General features: G+C 49.0%; 13 protein-coding genes and 1 tRNA gene. 6 read left to right on the plus strand and 8 right to left on the minus strand.

What is annotated here, in order from left to right; translation table 11 throughout:
* Positions 1–170 precede the first annotated feature (170 nt).
* Complete coding sequence (locus AC1S5B_RS26215) at positions 171–974, plus strand: hypothetical protein (RefSeq protein WP_482038606.1); 804 nt, start codon at positions 171–173, stop codon at positions 972–974.
* A gap of 18 nt (positions 975–992) precedes the next feature.
* Here the strand turns inward: AC1S5B_RS26215 and AC1S5B_RS26220 are convergent, their stop codons facing one another.
* From AC1S5B_RS26220 to AC1S5B_RS26235, 4 genes are all read right to left on the minus strand, one after another.
* Positions 993–2420 (minus strand): DNA cytosine methyltransferase, encoded by a 1428-nt coding sequence (locus AC1S5B_RS26220; protein ID WP_482038607.1) that lies wholly within the window; start codon positions 2418–2420, stop codon positions 993–995.
* Positions 2421–2788: 368 nt separating this feature from the next.
* Positions 2789–3862, minus strand: a complete 1074-nt coding sequence (gene lpxD / locus AC1S5B_RS26225; protein ID WP_482038608.1) for a UDP-3-O-(3-hydroxymyristoyl)glucosamine N-acyltransferase — start codon at positions 3860–3862, stop codon at positions 2789–2791.
* A gap of 29 nt (positions 3863–3891) precedes the next feature.
* Positions 3892–4362: a hypothetical protein gene (locus tag AC1S5B_RS26230; protein WP_482038609.1), complete on the minus strand. Its 471-nt coding sequence runs from the start codon at positions 4360–4362 to the stop codon at positions 3892–3894.
* Between the two features lie 53 nt (positions 4363–4415).
* Positions 4416–5276, minus strand: coding sequence for a retropepsin-like aspartic protease family protein (locus AC1S5B_RS26235; protein ID WP_482038610.1), 861 nt, complete (start codon positions 5274–5276; stop codon positions 4416–4418).
* A gap of 443 nt (positions 5277–5719) precedes the next feature.
* Here AC1S5B_RS26235 and AC1S5B_RS26240 point away from each other — a divergent pair, with 443 nt between their 5' ends.
* Positions 5720–7684 carry a PAS domain-containing sensor histidine kinase gene (locus AC1S5B_RS26240; RefSeq protein ID WP_482038611.1) on the plus strand — a complete coding sequence of 655 codons (1965 nt, stop codon included), beginning with the start codon at positions 5720–5722 and terminating at the stop codon, positions 7682–7684.
* Between the two features lie 81 nt (positions 7685–7765).
* Here the strand turns inward: AC1S5B_RS26240 and AC1S5B_RS26245 are convergent, their stop codons facing one another.
* Entirely contained in the window at positions 7766–9067 is a 1302-nt protein-coding gene (locus AC1S5B_RS26245; RefSeq protein WP_482038612.1) for an ABC transporter substrate-binding protein, read from the minus strand.
* A 166-nt stretch (positions 9068–9233) separates the two neighbouring features.
* Here AC1S5B_RS26245 and AC1S5B_RS26250 point away from each other — a divergent pair, with 166 nt between their 5' ends.
* The gene (locus AC1S5B_RS26250) at positions 9234–9731 is read left to right on the plus strand and encodes a hypothetical protein (protein WP_482038613.1); all 498 of its coding nucleotides are present in this window, start codon (positions 9234–9236) and stop codon (positions 9729–9731) included.
* A gap of 168 nt (positions 9732–9899) precedes the next feature.
* Positions 9900–10706: a serine O-acetyltransferase gene (cysE, locus tag AC1S5B_RS26255; protein ID WP_482038614.1), complete on the plus strand. Its 807-nt coding sequence runs from the start codon at positions 9900–9902 to the stop codon at positions 10704–10706.
* Here the strand turns inward: cysE and AC1S5B_RS26260 are convergent.
* Positions 10703–11755 (minus strand): aromatic ring-hydroxylating dioxygenase subunit alpha, encoded by a 1053-nt coding sequence (locus AC1S5B_RS26260; RefSeq protein WP_482038615.1) that lies wholly within the window; start codon positions 11753–11755, stop codon positions 10703–10705. The genes cysE and AC1S5B_RS26260 overlap by 4 nt on opposite strands.
* A gap of 103 nt (positions 11756–11858) precedes the next feature.
* The gene (locus AC1S5B_RS26265; protein WP_482038616.1) at positions 11859–12128 is read right to left on the minus strand and encodes a hypothetical protein; all 270 of its coding nucleotides are present in this window, start codon (positions 12126–12128) and stop codon (positions 11859–11861) included.
* Between AC1S5B_RS26265 and AC1S5B_RS26270 the strand changes: the two genes are divergently transcribed.
* On the plus strand, positions 12111–13946 hold the full coding sequence (locus AC1S5B_RS26270; RefSeq protein WP_482038617.1) for an ABC transporter ATP-binding protein: 1836 nt from the start codon (positions 12111–12113) through the stop codon (positions 13944–13946). The genes AC1S5B_RS26265 and AC1S5B_RS26270 overlap by 18 nt on opposite strands.
* A gap of 38 nt (positions 13947–13984) precedes the next feature.
* Here AC1S5B_RS26270 and AC1S5B_RS26275 read toward each other — a convergent pair whose 3' ends face one another.
* Positions 13985–15316, minus strand: a complete 1332-nt coding sequence (locus AC1S5B_RS26275; RefSeq protein WP_482038750.1) for a leucine-rich repeat-containing protein kinase family protein — start codon at positions 15314–15316, stop codon at positions 13985–13987.
* 199 nt (positions 15317–15515) lie between these two features.
* Here AC1S5B_RS26275 and AC1S5B_RS26280 point away from each other — a divergent pair.
* Positions 15516–15589, plus strand: a tRNA-Pro gene (locus AC1S5B_RS26280).
* The last annotated feature ends 30 nt before the right edge of the window (positions 15590–15619 follow it).

The raw sequence follows: 15619 nt of genomic DNA on the forward strand, positions 1-15619 counted from the left end.
CCGTAAGAGTTGATACAGCTTATGGGATCAATTATGAACGGTGAGCAAGCAAACCGTAACGGCAAGCGTAGATTGAGCGCAGTCGCAGCGCATCGCGTCAATAATAGTTTCCAGTTGAATTGCATGACATTGGGGCTATTATTCTTCTGCGAAATGTAGTGTTCAACTTTATGCAACCTGTTCAAGCCGCTCAGCTTATACCACTCTCAATTTCAGCGCGATCGCAATTGATTGCAGAGTATGCCAGCATGATAGACGTGCCTGCGGAGCTTAATTCTGATCTGCATCGTGCCTATAAGATTGCCGCCGTACTCACACCCGCCTTGCCTGACTTTATCCATCATCAGATTCAAGCAGACATTGCTCAAGGCTCTGTTTTAGAGAGCGATCGCCAATCTGCTGCGATCGCCGCTGAGTGTGAACAGTTTGCAGATCGCTTTATTGCTTCAATGCCAGCATTAGTCAGATCTCCAGAAGAGATGGAATTGAACCCACGCAATCTTTATGAACTGTGTGGAGCCGCCGTATTTGTCGAAAGCAATTCAATCTCCAGAAAACTCAGTAGACCTATGGGAGATCTGTGGGAAACAATCGCCAATATTAGCCCCTACACGGTTAGCCCAGAGAAAGATTTTGGGCTGAAGATCACGGGTATTGACTCGGTTCTTCTATGTGAAGGAACAGGATCACCTGTATTTGTGCAGATTAAGACCCAGCGTAATACTTTGACAGGCAGCCAAGCCCCTCGATCTAGAAGTGAGCTAGAACTTCACCAGCACCGTCTTTTCGCAGCCGCTTTTTGCACAGGGGACTGGACATTTTCCAGCCGTAATACGAATATAAGTCGCGTTTGTGGGGCTGAATTTTGGTCTATGCCTGGACTGGATTATGAGTTGTTAAAGTTTCACGTAAAACAAATGATACTCAAAATTCAATCTGTTTATGTAGAACTTCAGCAAGAACCACCTATTTGAAGGGATAAAAAACTTGTTTCACGTCAAAGATAAACAGAGTTGTTGTGCAGAGACCTGATCAGGCATTCCTACTACATCTAACTCCCAACTGATATCATCAGTCTTCAGATATCGAGAGTAGGGAAAGTCCTGAAATTTTCTTGGCTCTACGCCGCTTAAGTGGTTTACCAACATCCTGCCGATCGCTCGACCGAGAGAACAGGGCACTGCATTACCGACTTGACGATATTGGTCTAGTAGACTGCCCTCAACCATCCAATCATCCGGAAATTCCTGTATCCGTTTATATTCTTGAATGCTCAGCGGTCTATCTTCTTCGGGGTGTGCCAAATCCGTTGCAGGCATCGCTGGGTGAGTCACAAGGGTTGGGGACGGTTTATCCCAGGCTAATCTCCGATAAAAACCCGTTTTCCCCCCTCCTGCATGATAAGACGCGCCTAATGCGGCTTGATGCAACTCTACTGGCAAGTCACGCCAATATTGTCCAGGCTTCAGGAGTCGGTAATATTGCAGACGCTTTTCTGGAAACTTAACGAAACAATGCCCATCTTTTGGCAGTCCTTCCAATGCGTCTCTCAGAGATCGCCACTTCGGTAGCTCATATAAACCTTTCTGCGAGTGGGTCGGTGTGAGATAAGGGAGGCGTTCTCCATCACGACTACAAGCAATCACAACTCTCTCGCGTTGTTGAGGGGAACCAAAATTGGCGGCATTATATAAATTGAAGGAAACACTGTAGCCTGCTTCTTTCAACCTATGAATAACGTAAAGAAGCGCACCACCTCTTTGCTCCTCTTGAGCTAGTGGCAGATTAGTACTTCCTCTCATTTCATGAGGTCGATGCTTTAAGGGCGCAGACAATAACCCTCGAACATTCTCGATCACCGCAAATTTAGGTCTAAGTTCACTAATCAAATCGATGAACGTTAAAAATACATTGCCGCGCTCATCCTGAAATCCTTGACGTTTTCCAGCACTACTAAAAGCTTGGCAGGGTGGACCACCCACAATCACATCAATATCGTCTTGAGCACTTAACCCCGCTTGTTCTCTGATAACAGCAGCAGAGTAGTCTCTAATGTCACCAATGAGAGCAATCTCAGGTCTATTGGTCTCGATGGTTTTTCGGGCTGCGGCATCCACTTCACACGCAAGAAGCACCTCAATGCCTTCTTTCTCCAGTCCCAAATCAAGCCCCATACAACCCGAAAAAAAGCTTAAAGCTTTAAGCGTGGGTTTATTAGCGGATCTTCTGGCATGATCGGTCACTGTCGGCTCAGCATCCTCTTTACATCGGTATCCGCTAGCAGATTCCGAAGCAATCACCCATCGGCTCCCAATCATTTCTCCGTTAAGATCGCCATTCCTAAGCAACTTACGGATATATTGCTCAGAGTAGCCAAGGACTTCAGAGGTTTCCTTCACGGAGAGGTAGCCAGTAGACATAAGAGATTCGTTTGCGAAACTAAAACCAAGTACCCTATTTTAAGGAAGGGATGGTTGTTTAGCAAGTAGGCAGGGGGGCTGCGATCGCTTCTTGAGCCTTGGCGATCGCGTTTGGTGTGAAAAGCGATCGCATCACTTAACCGGACAGCCCCCATAGCAACTTCTTCAATGCCCTCTGCCGTTACGATAGCGCTCAGATAGCATCTTGAAGATTTTGAGGCGACGTTAAGGCTTGATACTCGCATAACTCAAGGCGAACCTGACCGTTTTTTCAATCATGCAACAAAGCCGGCTTGCAACTTAAATGACGAGTAGCTTAGTAAGAAAGTCTACAAGATTGGGTTTCGCACTTCATAAATCTGCACTTCCTACTCCGCACTCTGCACTTCTTGATTCTCCAATTCGTCCACTCGTTTTTGCAATTGCTTGAGGGTTTGATACATATCAGGCAGGCGGCTATAAATTGCCGATGACTTGAGATAGATTTTGTGTTCGACGCAGGGATAGCCGGAAACCACCTGTCCAGGGTTAATGGTGCCATGCACACCTGTTTTAGAGGACGCGATCGCGCCATCCCCAATTTTGGCATCATTCGCCACGCCCACCTGTCCTGCCAAAATCACGCGATTGCCCACTTCCACGCCGCCCGCCAAACCTACCTGCGCCGCAAACGCACAGCCAAAACCAATCTGAGCGCCATGCCCAATATGCACCAGGTTGTCAAGTTTCGTTTGTCGCGCAATTCGGGTTTCGCCCACCGATGGACGATCAATCGTGGAGTTGCAGCCCACTTCCACGCCGTCTTCTAAGACCACACAGCCCGACTGCTGCATTTTGTACCAGCCCTGCGCGGTAGGTACAAAGCCAAACCCTTCTGCCCCAATCACTGCACCTGGTTGAATCACGCAGTCGGTTCCCAATCGGGTACGCTCATGAATGGTGCAGTTGGCATGAAGAATCACGCGATCGCCAATCTGAGCATCGGGATAAATCACCACATTGGGATGAATACAGACCTGATTGCCAATCGTCACATTTGCCTGAATCACCACATGGGCACCGATCGCGACTTCTGTGCCAATTTTTGCCGTCGGATGAATGACGGCGGTGGGGTGAATCTCTGGCTCTGGCTGAAAAGGTTGATAGAACAGCGCGATCGCTTGGGCAAACAGCAGCCGGGGTTCTGGGGTTTCGATCCAAGCAATATTCCGTTCCGTGGCGGCAGCTTGCAATGCCTGACTGCGGGGTAAAATTAGGGCGATCGCGGAAGTGGTTTCAACTTGGGCTGCAAACTTTGCCCCATCGATATAGCTGAGTTGCCCCACTGTTGCTTCGTCTACCGCCGCTACGCCAGTAACTTCTGGATCATAGGCACTTTCTAAGCTAAGACTGGTGCGATCTACAGGCACCCCTAGCCGCTGAACCACTTCGCTAAATTTCATCGATTTCAACCTGCAAATGCCCCATTATCCTAGCCTTCATCAGGATTCACGATCAAAATTTCGGTGGGATTCAGAGCAAGCTCCACGCGATCGCCATAGCGAATTCCAGCGATCGGCGGTGCCAAAATCTCTAAAATGTTTGCATTTTGAAAATGGCGCTGCTTCGTTTCAGGATGGGGATAATAGATAAAACCTGGGTATTGAAACGACTGGAAAATAACCTGGCAGGGCGAAAAAGAAAAGGTTTCTGGCGGATGGTCTGCCGTCCAATTTACCTCGCGAAATGTGTAGGTCGGCTGCTGCATCACAAAAGTAGCAGGATGAATTGAAATATTTAAAGTTCCTTGAAATAGCTCGGATAGATCCAATCCCAACGCCTGAAAGTAAGGCATCTGCATGGCAATACTACCCGTGGGATATGGGCTGTCGTTTGCCCCTCCAGATGCAATTTGATGCCCTTGTTGCACCACGCCAGAAACCACTTGCCAGGTATTAATCATAGGAACTTAGCGATTCCCGCCGCAGCACTCCATAACCCCAAACTCTGCACCACTTACCGCCGTCGAAACTCCACCATGTCTCGCTTAACCGTGACATCATAATCACTAAAAAAATCATGCCCCAACAAACCAACATTTAAAGATGCATTGGCGATCGCCACAATCACATCTTTAACCACCGCATTGCCCACGGCGATCGAATCCACGTAGGTCAGAGGTACCTCCACCCCCGATTGGCTGGCAGTATTCACCTTCGTTTTGCCAATAATCCGGGCACCCAATGCCTGCGCCATTGCCTGAGTAATCACGGTGCCGCTCGCCCCCGTATCCACAATCATTTCAAAGGTTTGGTTGCCATTGAAGGTAACATCAATCACCGGAGTGCCACCCTCTCGCCGCTTGATTGCTGCAAGAAACACCTTTCCTGAATTTGTCTGGCTGGTTGCGATCGCGCTAGACACCTTCAGCGGACTAGCATCCACCCCTGCCAACCCTGGAGTTGTAGTGGAATCACTCTCGCGTTTTGCTTGCGCCAGTTTCTTTTGAGCCATGGCAAATTCACGCTCAAACTCCTTCAGCTTAGGTTTTGCCAATGGTTGAGTCGGCGCAGAGGCGGGCAAAGATTTAAGCAGGGCGATCGCCTGTTCCCAGCGGCTAGATACCAGCGTCCAGTCATCCTCTGTTAAGGCGGTTTGGCGAATATTTCTGGCACTATTTGCTTTCTCCAGCGCCAGTTTATACGTCGCTTGCAGTGCGGCTGGATCGGGCAACGTTGCAGTTGCGATCGGCGATGGGGTTGGCGAAGAAATAGGAGCGATCGGCTCAGCCTTGCGATCGCTACGGCACCCAGCAACTCCCGTTAGCAGAATTGCCAAAGTCAATAGCACCGTCTGAACTTGAGAACGTTTGAGCATAGGGCACTGGCACACGAGGGCAATCGAAAGCAGTCACAATTCAGCGAATTCATCCAGTTTAACCCTTGGATTCTCGGTTATCGATATCTGGTTCAGCGATCGAGAAACCTCTGGCTAGTTGGCAAACAGCCACCCGATCCTGATGACTCGTAACCTGAAAAGCAACGGGAGTGCCCTTACGTCAAGGACAAAGAAAAAAGCCTTAAGCTCTTGCTTGCTTTCTATGATGGGATGTTCCCCTTTTATCAGGGAGGGAATACTAAAGCCAATGCAGCCTAGTGATATCAGCGGAATATTTATTGATAGGCTAGGGTATCGGGAATCATTTCTAACCCGTTCTAGCGGCTGGCATTAGAAAGCACAAAAGCTCAGATAGGAAGGGTTAAAGGGACTTTTTATTGATCTACTTTATTAATCTAGCAGCTACCATAATTTTTTTAACTATGACAACCACATCATTAGAGCAGGAAATAAATTTTTTACGGCAACAAAATGCTCATTTAAAGCAGCAGCTTCACACGATAACGCAAGCGAATTTAAGGTCGGCGGAAAACGCTAACCATACTGCAACGGAGGTTGTAACCGACCCTTTGGAGCTACAGATTGAAGAGCGAAAGCAGAACTTGCAAATGGTGATTGCTCAGTTACAAGCAGAACTTCGCCAAGCGAAGCATGACGCAATCGTTCGCTATGAGGCAGAGGCTGCCTTGGTTGCCAGTGAAGCAAAGTTTCGTAGCCTGGTTGAACATGCCAATGGAGTCATTTTTGAACTCGCCTTGGATGGCACTTTCACCTATCTGTCGCCCCATTTCACGGATGTTTGGGGCTTTGAAATTTCTGAGGTCATGCACGAGTCGTTTGCTCACTGCATTTATCCAAAGGATTTACATGCCTGCCAATCCTTTCTTAAAAAGATTGCGATTACGGGGAAGAAACAGTCTGGGCTGGAGTTTCGGGCGCAATGTAAAGATAGCAGTACCCCTTGGATGATGAGTAATGCGTCTCCGATGTATGGCAGCAGCAGGCAACTGATCGGATTTCAGGGGATTGCGTTTGATATTAGCGATCGCAAGCAGGCTGAAGCGGCTCTCCGTGAAAGTGAACAGCGATTTCGAGATGTGAGCGAAGCTGCGGGCGAATATCTTTGGGAATTGAGCGCCGAGGGTGTTTATACCTTTGTCACTGAAAAGTCAAAATTTATTAAGGGATATAAGCCTGCCCAACTGCTGGGGCGATCGCTGTTTGAGTTTATGCCCACAACCGATAGGATCAAGGTGCAGGCAATTTTGAAAGATGCTTACGCCCGCAAAAGAAGTTTTACTTTAGAGCATCGCAACATCACCCCATCTGGGGAAATCACCTGGGAAAAAGTGAATGGGCTGCCGCTGTTGGATGAGCAAGGGGATATTGTCGGCTTTCGAGGCGCAGGGCTGAGCATTACGGAACAAAAAAATGCAGAAGAAGCGCTGCGGTGCAGTGAGCAGGAACTTCGGCAAAAAGCTCAAGATTTAGAACGTATCCTCAAAGAACTTCAACATACCCAGTCGCAATTGATTCAAAGCGAAAAAATGTCTTCCCTAGGGCAACTGGTGGCTGGCGTTGCTCACGAAATTAATAATCCGGTGAATTTTATTTTTGGTAATCTTTTTCATGCGGATGAATATGCCCAAGATTTAATGCGGCTGATTCAGGTTTACCGGCAGGCGTATCCCAATCCCGTCAGCCGGGTACAAGCGGAAGCAGACGCGATCGACCTAGATTTTGTGCTTGAAGATTTGCCGAAGCTGCTGTTATCTATGCGGGTTGGGGCTGAGCGCATTCAAAAAATTGTTTCCTCACTGCGAACGTTCTCTCGCATGGATGAGGCAGATTTCAAAGCGGTAAATATTCATGACGGCATTGATAGCACACTGATGATTTTGCAAAGCCGTCTGAAGGAACGCAGCGATCGCCCCGAAATCACGGTTACCAAGCACTATGGCACCCTACCCCAAGTAGAATGCTATGCCGGACAACTGAACCAAGTGTTTATGAATCTCTTGAGCAACGCGATCGACGCGATCGACGAGCAACTTGAGAACAGTCCACCAAACCTTGCATCGAATGCCACCGAATCTCCCTCACCTCCTGCCTCTTGCCCCTTGCCTCTGATTACCATCCACACCGAACTCACCCGTGCTAATCGCATCATCATCCGCATTGCTGACAATGGAGCAGGAATGCCCGAAGCCGTTCGCAAGCGGTTGTTTGATCCGTTTTTCACCACAAAACCTGTGGGCAAAGGCACGGGCATGGGCTTATCCATTAGCTACCAGATTGTGACCGATCGACACCACGGAACACTATACTGCAACTCGTTACCAGGGCAAGGATCTGAGTTTGTGATTGAAATTCCTGTGAAGCAGTAGGGGCGGGTTTAACAGTGCAATCATCAATAACACAACACTATGTGCAAACCTGCCCCTACTCAAATTTATTTAATTCCATTCCTAAGACTGACTATTCCATTCGTTCGCAGCATCGTTAATCGCCTGATCGACCGTTTTTTGTTCCAACATGGCAGCTTGCAAATTATCGTAAATCACTTTTTGCAGCTTTTTGACGTTTTTCATCGCCGGAACCAGCACTTCTGCATCCTGCATTTGCTTGGCGCTGATCACCCTGGCTTTGTCCACGGGGGTCGCATTGGTTGGAGCCGTGCTGAAGTAGGGATCTTGCAACGCTTTGACGGTGGAAGGCAACACGTTCGCAGCCTTGGCAAACGTAAGCTGGTTTGCGTCATTGGTGACGTAGAGGGCAAATTTGAGCGCCCCTTCTGCTACATCCGTATCTTTGGGAATAACCAGGTTCATGACCGCAACGTTTTTCTTACCCGTGTCGCCTGTGATTTGAGTGGATGAGGCAGAAGCTTTGGCGATCGTCGGCGCGTTGGTGGCAATGTTATTCAAAAATTCAGCGCCGGATGCCAAAACCGCCGTATCTCCCCGCTGATAGAGATCGATCGCGTGGCGATGTCCCTCCGTCAGTACTTCCTTGGGAATCAGTCCATTTTTGTAGAGATTCACCCAATATTCAAATGCCGCCTTGCCTTGGGGCGTATTGAATGCCGCCTTGCCCTCTGCATCCGTCAAACTCACACCCATCTGCACAAATGATTCCAGGACTTCACCAGAATCTTCAGGAACCACGGTCGCAAAAAAGGCATATTTCCCCGTTGTGTCCTTCAGCGTTTTGGCAGCCGTTGCCAACTCTGCATAGGTCGCAGGGGGCTTGTCCATCCCAGATCGCTGGAAAGAATCCGTGTTGTAAATCGTTACCCGCGTCGTTAAGTACCAGGGCAATCCAAAGGTTTTGCCATTCAAGGTGCTTGCTTTCCAAATATTCGGCAAATAAAGCGATTTCACCTCCGCTGGAACCTGCCCATCTAGTTCCATCCAAGCATTGCGTTCTGCCAGTTGCGAGGCGAACCCAGGATTCAAATTCACCACATCGGGCGCAGTTTTGGCAGATACAGCCGTGAGGATTTTGCGCTCCATATCTGCCCAAGGCACATCTACCCATCGCACCGTATAAGCCGAATTCTCTTGCTCAAATTGGGCAATCAGCTTGTTGAAATAATCGGTGAATTCTGGCTGAAGCTGCATTGTCCAAAATTCAATTTCCTGTTTGCCACTGGCGGTATTGGTTTGAGGGCTATTAGAAGACGTGCTGCCACAGCTTACTAACCAACTGAGCATGACCCCGCAAAGGGCAAACAAAAATGCTTTTTTCCAACGAGAAATCCGGTTCATTGTAGATAGAAATAGGGGACAGGAAATAGGGACTAAGGAGTAGGAACGCCTGTGCAGGGTGGGCAAATGAGTCGCTCAGTGCGTAAAATCCTACGGGCACCCGTTAACTCTAGAAGTAGACAGCAAAGTTCGTAGAATATAATTATTAAACCAAGGGTGAATCTGAATGAATAGCACGATCGCGGTTCTCTACAAAATACTTAGTTTCAAATTAGGAACGCTGGCAATGATCACCGCAGTTGCAACCCTACCCGCGATCGCCCAAGAGTCAAACTTTGGCAAAGTATCCCTTAGCGCCGCCAATCCGGTTGGCAGGCTCTCTGGCTCCACGGGCGGCTCCATCTCTTTGCCTGCGGTTATTAGCAACATGGATTATCGTAATAATCGCTGTTTAGGCTTTGGCGATTCTAAACCGGATCACATCCTCACCTTAGAACAAAACTTTCCTAGTTTGAGTATTCAAGTCAGCAGCGGAGCAGATACAACCCTTGTGGTGCAAGGATCTGACGGGATTGTGCGGTGCGGGGACGATACAGGTGCCCAAAAAGATGCCAGCATTGTGGATGTCAACTGGAAAGCAGGCGTGTATCGCATCTGGGTTGGCGCGCCGGTTCCTGGAACTCAACGCGACTATAGACTGACCATTCAACCTTCTACACCTTAACCATTTCCTTTCACGCTTTAACTTTAAGCTCTGCGGTGGAGTTCTAATAGAATGCAACATTTTTAGGTACTCCTTTAGGCGTTTTCAACCCGCCTTACTGGGGGATGCGAGATAGGGCACGTCCGGCGCTAAAATGAGTAAGTTCATCGTTGCCGAGGGTCATCCATCGTGCTGTCTGTCCTCCTTGCAGATTTCCGCATTATCTTCGATCGCGATCCGGCGGCTCGCAACTGGCTAGAAGTTCTATTCTGCTATCCCGGTTTGCAAGCCCTGTTGATCCATCGATTTGCTCATTGGCTCTACCGATTGGGGCTGCCGTTTGTGCCTCGGTTGATTTCTCAATTGGCGCGCTTTTTCACCGGAATTGAAATTCATCCCGGTGCCCAGATTGGGCAAGGCGTGTTTATTGATCATGGCATGGGCGTAGTCATTGGAGAGACTGCGATCGTCGGAAATTATGCGCTGATTTATCAAGGAGTCACTTTGGGCGGGACGGGCAAAGAATGCGGCAAACGTCACCCCACTCTAGGCGAAAACGTGGTGGTGGGTGCGGGAGCGAAAGTTTTAGGCAATTTGTTGATTGGCAACAATGTTCGCATTGGTGCAGGGTCGGTAGTGCTGCGGGATGTGCCATCAGATTGCACGGTGGTTGGGGTGCCGGGTCGGATTGTATATCGCTCAGGAGAACGGGTAGAACCTTTGGAGCATGGGCGTTTACCGGATTCGGAGGCGCAAGTGATTCGAGCATTAGTCGATCGCATCGAAAACTTAGAACAACAGTTACAGAGCTTGCAAGCGGATCAACCTAAAGTGCTTGAGCCTGCGATGTCGATATCATCCAATGGCGCAGCATCTCATGGCGCAGCATCTAACGGAAAATCTATGGTTCCAGCCGCTTGGACACCCCCAACTGCCGCCAACTGCCGTATTCGCGATCGCGTTATTGAAGAATTTTTGGATGGATCAGGCATTTAGCCAATTGCTTGACTCTGAATCAAACGCTGAACGCTGACTAGCGCCCGATTCAATTCGTGGGGGCGGCGATCGGGGTTTTCCAAATATGCCTGCTGCTCATCTTCAATCATCGGCACATCCTGCAATACCAGCCCATCCAGCAGTTTTTGGGCAGAGCCAAACAGACGATTTTTCAAAAAAAGTCGAAACTTTGGAGAAAGCTTGTGCAAATTTGGGAAAGCATTCAGCGAGGTGAAATGCACCAGGTAAGCGCGGGTGTGGGTTTCATCCACTGGGCAAAATAGGCAGTAGATTTTGAAATCATCTCCTAATTGAGATGTCCAATGGGGATAGACATAGCTAACATCAAGCGGCTCTGGATGCAATTGACGTAGTTGGGGAATAAACAATTGAGCAACAGACCAAATTTTGTCAATTCGGTAGTAGCTCTGGGCATTGTAATGGGCATCAATCCGGCTAGCAGTTTCTTCAATGGTGTTTAGTTTTGCCGATGTCCAAGCTTGCAGATCATGGTGCAAATGCCCATGATACATATCCATCAGGTTTTCAATTAGGTAGGAAAAATGGGCGTTGGCATCTATCACCGAAACCGTGGCAATGTAATTGAGATGATCCCATTCTGGTAGAGCTAGCGGTGGGATAGTTTCCGCCAGAGTTGCATCGCCCGGAAACACCCAAATAAACCCATCCTGCTCTTTAACGGGATAGCGCCGGACTTGAGTATTCGGCAATTTTTGATTGGCTTCTAGATAGGGCACGGCGCTGCACTTGCCTTGGGCATTAATTCGCCAACCGTGATAGGCACACTCTAGCTCACCCTCGACGACACAACCCCGACTCAGTTTGACAAACCGATGCGGACACCGATCTGCCAAAGCGTGGATTTGCCCCTGCGGATCTCGAAAAAGCACGATCGCCTGCTTCCATATCGTCACCCCCATCGGCTGATCAGTAATTTCGCTGCTACGGGCAACCCCATACCAATGATTTGGATTGATGCTAGCTAACCGAATATCAAACCGAGGCAATGCTGAAACAGGAGCATTCATAGATCAACCCACTCACACCAAATAAGCTCACACTCACGATTGTAGCTTTGTAGCGATCGCCCTTGATCCTGCCCTGGCAACCCAAACCTCAAAAGTGGCATGGTCACATTGTCCAAGGCAGCATCGCCACGACTCCAATCAGTGCGGTATCTGTGGCAGAGAGGATCATCACCGTGAGCCAACGTGGCACTGGGCTGACTCCTTCAATTTTGTGTTTCAACGCTCTCCAGAAAAAGCTTACCCGATGTTGACGATGGGAGAAAAACGGCTGGCGAACTGACAAGTCAGCGCGTGCGCGATCGCCAATCACCTGAGCAACCGCGCAGATATTTCTGACAATCGCTATTCTAGAAGGATGAATCATCGAAGACATTTTTTACGGCGGCGATGGCAAGAGTTTCGCCGATCGCTGTCTACCTATCAATACTGTGTTAAAGCAATCGAACTGGTGTGGCAGTGCGATCGCACCCTAACAATTGCCTTTGCCATTCTCACCTTAATTAGCGGCTTGCTTCCAGCCGCGATCGCCTATGTGGGCAAGCTAATTGTGGATAGTGTGGTGCTGGCAGCCCAAACCGGAGCCACGGGCGATCGCTGGCTGGTTTTCCGATACCTCGCCCTAGAAGCATTAGCGACTGCCCTGTTTACTGCTTCGCGCCAAGGGTTGATGTTGTGCCAATCACTCCTGCGGATGTTGTTGGGGCAGGATGTCAACGTGATGATTATGGAAAAAGCGCTGACGCTGAATATGGCGCATTTCGAGAATCCAGAAATCTACGACAAAATGGTACGCGCCCGTCGAGAAGCCTCTAGCCGCCCCTTAAGTTTAGTTGGGCGCAGTTTTGGATTGGTACAAGATGGCTTGTCGCTGATCACCTTTGGCGGCTTGCTACTCGGTTTTTCTGGCGGTGTTGTCCTATTGCTGCTGGTCGCGGCGTTTCCAGCGTTTGTTGCCGAAACTCGCTTTGCCGACCAAGCATTTCGGTTATTTCAATGGCGTGCCCCTGAAACCCGTGAACAAAACTACGTGGAATGGCTGATCTCAAACGAAAGTAGCGCCATGGAAGTGAAGCTCTATCAGTTGGGCGACACGCTACTCGATCGCTACAAAGCTACGTTCCAGCGTCTCTTCCAAGAAGATCAAGCCCTGACGATTCGCCGCAGCGTGTGGCGTTATTTATTAGGCTTATTGAGTACCTTGGCATTTTATGCGGCGTATGTGTGGATTGCAGTGGAAGCGATCGCGGGGCGCATTTCTCTGGGTGAACTCACTATGTACTTAGTGGTATTTCGTCAAGGGCAAACCACGTTTTCTAACCTGCTGACCAACATCAGCGGCATGTACGAAGACAGTCTATATCTGTCGAATCTATATGAGTTTTTGGAGGAACCCATTTTCGACTCAGCAGGCAGCGCGACCCAAGGAGCTTTACCTACTGATGGTTTGCGATTTGAAAATGTTAGCTTTGCCTATCCTGGCAACTCTAAGTCGGCACTGCGAAATGTGTCGTTCCACCTCAAGCCCGGAGAAAAACTGGCGATCGTGGGGCAAAATGGCTCCGGCAAAACTACTTTAATTAAGCTGCTCACGCGGCTTTATAGTCCTGACTCCGGCAAAATTTTGTTGGACGGACGCAACTTAGAAGAATGGGACTTGCTCACCTTGCAGCGACGAATTGGCGTGATTTTTCAAAACTTTGTGCGCTATCAATTCACGGTTGGCGAGAATATTGGGGCAGGTGACGTGACCGCACTGCAAGATGAGGATCGGTGGCAAATTGCGGCTGAAAAGGGCATGGCTCATCCCGCGATCGCGGAACTTACCGACGGGTATTGGACTCGTCTAGGGCGTTGGTTTAAAGGTGGACGAGAACTTTCTGGTGGGCAATGGCAAAAAATCGCCCTATCCCGCGCTTTCATGCGGATTGGAGCCGATATCCTTGTACTAGATGAACCCACTTCTGCCATGGATGCGGAAGCCGAAGCCCAAATTTTTGACCGATTTCGGGCAATGACTCAGAATCAAATGGCAATTTTGATCTCTCACCGATTTTCGACTGTTCGCATGGCAGATTCCATTTTGGTGCTGGAAAAAGGGGAAGTTTTGGAAACTGGAACCCATGAAGAGTTGCTAAAAATGAACGGACGCTATGCTCATTTATTTGCCCTACAAGCCGCTGGCTATCAGTGAAGAGCGATCGCGTCATCATCGGGTTTGTATCGCATGTTTTAAGAGGCACCCTGTTTGATACTAGCCAAGCGATCGCAGATGCTGGCAAACAAAGGGCGCAAGCAGGGCGTAGGGTGCATACAGTCTTGTTGGAGGTGCCACAGCCGAGCCAGAATATCGGCATGAGAGACGGCATCCTTTTGATCACAATGGTTTAATAAATCTTCCAACAAACAGCCCATCGCTCTGACTTCTAGCCGTTCTAGGGCTTGTCCAGTTAAAGGGGCGATCGCGTCATAAAAGCTAGCAGCCCCGAAGTCACCGAACAAGCTGTGTCCGTGGTCATTCACCAAAATATTGTGGGCATAGAGATCGCCGTGCAGGATGCTTTGGCAATGCAAATGGGCAACAGCGGCAGCAGTTCCCTCCGCGATACGCAGAATATTTGCTAGGGAGAAAACCGTGTCTGGTGGATAGTTATCTCTGGTGCAACTATCTAAGCTGGGAGGGTGACCTAGATTTTTGTAGTCGGGTGGAATTAAGGACAGCACCAATCCTGCCGTAGCCTCTGGGTGATTGACCCATTGCCCTAAGGCGGTCACCAAATTGGGGTGTGAGCCTGCTGCAATACAGGCTTGCATTTCATCTATCGGCAACCCATCACTCGTGATTTCACCTTTGAAAACCTTAATGGCAACGTCTTTGGTTTCAGTTTGGGTCACCCGCCACACCCCTTGGGAAATGATGCCAGAGGCACCTTGCCCTAAGGTATTTCCTAGCGTTAGATCAGTCCAGTCAATGGTGGCTATCGATTGTTTCGCAGTGGAAGCATGAGCAAATGGGTTGCCTGAATATGCCAGCCATGCCAAGCGGGGTAGACTGAGCAGCCAAGCGGGAAGGGATGAAAGCTGATTAGCAGATAGCCGAAGCAACTCTAAATTCTGGCAGTCTGCCATTTCATCGGGCAGCGATCGCAAACGGTTTCCCGCCAGCATGAGTTTTTGCAGCTTGCTCAGGGTGCCGATCTCTGGCGGTAGCTGCTCAATCTGGTTATCGGTCAAAATCAGCCAACGAATCATAGGGGACAGCGCTGAGGCACTCACTCGGCGAATTTGGTTAGATTTGAACCCGATGACGCTGAGTTGGGGGCATTGGGCAAGAATTTCTGGAATCTCTTCAAACTGGTTGTTGAAAAAGAAAGCGGCTTTGAGATGAGTTAAACGCCCAAAGTCATCAGGCAGAGAATTGAGTTGATTATTTGACAGATCCAAAATTTCTAACGAATCTGCCAGATCTAAAATCTCACGAGGAAATTGAGTCAACCCACAGTTCAGCGCCAATCGGTTGCTAGGTTCTAACTGACCCGATCGCAGCAAGTTGAACGTTTCCATCGTCACAATCGTAGACCTCTCATCGATTAAATTACCGTGTGTTCTGCTCAGGGCGGTCATCTCAAGACCGTCAACCCCACTCACAATACTATGGCAAACTGCGGTGATACTATGACAACCGTAGGGCAATAAAATCGCGAAAGCTGGATTGATTCACAATTGGGTCGGAAAGCAGGGTATAGTATGAAGGTGTGTTTTACGGGATGTAGCGCAGCTTGGTAGCGCGCCTGCTTTGGGAGCAGGATGCCGCAGGTTCGAATCCTGTCATCCCGATTTTGGAAAACTAAGCTCGAAATCGTCTTT

The organism is Leptolyngbya sp. CALU 1928, from assembly GCF_056784215.1.

Coding starts and splice junctions, on each gene's coding strand:
- AC1S5B_RS26215 (WP_482038606.1), top strand. CDS start 171: ATGCAACCTGTTCAAGCCGCTCAGCTTATACCACTCTCAATTTCAGCG.
- AC1S5B_RS26220 (WP_482038607.1), bottom strand. CDS start 2,420: ATGTCTACTGGCTACCTCTCCGTGAAGGAAACCTCTGAAGTCCTTGGC.
- lpxD (WP_482038608.1), bottom strand. CDS start 3,862: ATGAAATTTAGCGAAGTGGTTCAGCGGCTAGGGGTGCCTGTAGATCGC.
- AC1S5B_RS26230 (WP_482038609.1), bottom strand. CDS start 4,362: ATGATTAATACCTGGCAAGTGGTTTCTGGCGTGGTGCAACAAGGGCAT.
- AC1S5B_RS26235 (WP_482038610.1), bottom strand. CDS start 5,276: ATGCTCAAACGTTCTCAAGTTCAGACGGTGCTATTGACTTTGGCAATT.
- AC1S5B_RS26240 (WP_482038611.1), top strand. CDS start 5,720: ATGACAACCACATCATTAGAGCAGGAAATAAATTTTTTACGGCAACAA.
- AC1S5B_RS26245 (WP_482038612.1), bottom strand. CDS start 9,067: ATGAACCGGATTTCTCGTTGGAAAAAAGCATTTTTGTTTGCCCTTTGC.
- AC1S5B_RS26250 (WP_482038613.1), top strand. CDS start 9,234: ATGAATAGCACGATCGCGGTTCTCTACAAAATACTTAGTTTCAAATTA.
- AC1S5B_RS26260 (WP_482038615.1), bottom strand. CDS start 11,755: ATGAATGCTCCTGTTTCAGCATTGCCTCGGTTTGATATTCGGTTAGCT.
- AC1S5B_RS26270 (WP_482038617.1), top strand. CDS start 12,111: ATGAATCATCGAAGACATTTTTTACGGCGGCGATGGCAAGAGTTTCGC.
- AC1S5B_RS26265 (WP_482038616.1), bottom strand. CDS start 12,128: ATGTCTTCGATGATTCATCCTTCTAGAATAGCGATTGTCAGAAATATC.
- AC1S5B_RS26275 (WP_482038750.1), bottom strand. CDS start 15,316: ATGGAAACGTTCAACTTGCTGCGATCGGGTCAGTTAGAACCTAGCAAC.